We start from the raw sequence: 1273 nt of genomic DNA on the forward strand, positions 1-1273 counted from the left end.
CACGCTCAGCTTTTGCCTTTTTTGCGTATTTTTCACTATAAAAGATGACTTGTTTTTCATCAACTGTTTTCTTTATCTTTTTTCCGTTATTAGATGTTACTTGAATTTCTCTAGGTTCTAATCTTGACTTTCTCTTGTATTCAGATCCGTGCCATGTATAGCCACTTTCATCAAGTACGTACTCTTTAAATTTTTTGTTTGCGCCGCGTACGGACATACTAAAAACATACCCATGTTTTCCTGAAAGTGTGTAGTGGATATTATCCCCCGTTGTCATTCCTTTATCTGCTACAATTACAACTTTTCCAAGGTTATATTCTTTGTGAATACGTGATAATCCTGGGCGAAAAGTGAGGCAATCATTTGTGTTTCCAGGAAACAACTCAAATGTGATAGGAATGCCTTGTTTATCCATAAAAAGCCCCATCTGAACCATCGGATTGGGCCGGTGTTCCTTTGAAACACCTTTTTTTCTTAATTCATCTAAGATATCTGTTTCAAAATAGTAGTTGGTTACATCATAATAAACGAGATCTGTTTGACGACCATACAACGTTTTGATTCGATCATTAATTTTGACTTGGAGATCTGAACTGTGCTTGTAAAAAAACGAAAGTGCACGATATGTATCATCCAAAGAGTAATCATGTTTATCGTAGTACACACTGCGATTTTCATATGTTTTCTTTTTCGAAGCAGGATAAAGTAACCGAGAAAAGACAAGGAGTTTCATAATATCGTTCGTATTGTAATCGATTTTTGATTGGCGTTGTTTATTAGTTAGAAATTGATCGATTTTGAGCTGATGATAGATATTACTAAGCACCATATAACCGAAGTTCTTCCGATTGCTTTGACCGATGGACAAAGTTTCATCATGTTCAAAAGATAGTGTAACAGGTGCTGTTTTTTCAGCCTTTTTTTGTTTTAGTTGTTCAACACGATCTTTAAAATGCGCAATTGGATCGTCATATTCCTTTTCTAATTCATCTAGATAGCCGACTTTTTCTACAGTAATCGTTCGTGAATGGCCCTTTTCCTTATCAAAATATCCATCTACAATCGACAAATAAATACGTCCGTTTTTTTGGCGCGTTTTCTTTAAATACACGATCATCTCCTCCCTTAGAAGAATTTGATATATTCATTATATCACTATTCGCTATAATTCGCTATAAAAATATTTAAAAAAATAAAATAAAAATAGCCCCTAAGGCGTTGAGCTTCAACGTTTTGGGACAACATTGTTTGATATTCAACTGCAAAACTACGG

General features: G+C 34.6%; 1 protein-coding gene. It reads right to left on the reverse strand.

The window, feature by feature from the left end; translation table 11 throughout:
* The coding region (locus IEX12_RS23070) for an IS1634 family transposase (protein WP_188725990.1) at positions 1-1111 on the reverse strand (1111 nt) is incomplete at its 3' end.
* Between the last annotated feature and the right edge of the window lie 162 nt (positions 1112-1273).

Origin of the sequence: Lentibacillus populi (assembly GCA_014642895.1) — a bacterium.
In the GTDB taxonomy this organism is placed as follows: domain Bacteria; phylum Bacillota; class Bacilli; order Bacillales; family Amphibacillaceae; genus Lentibacillus_C; species Lentibacillus_C populi.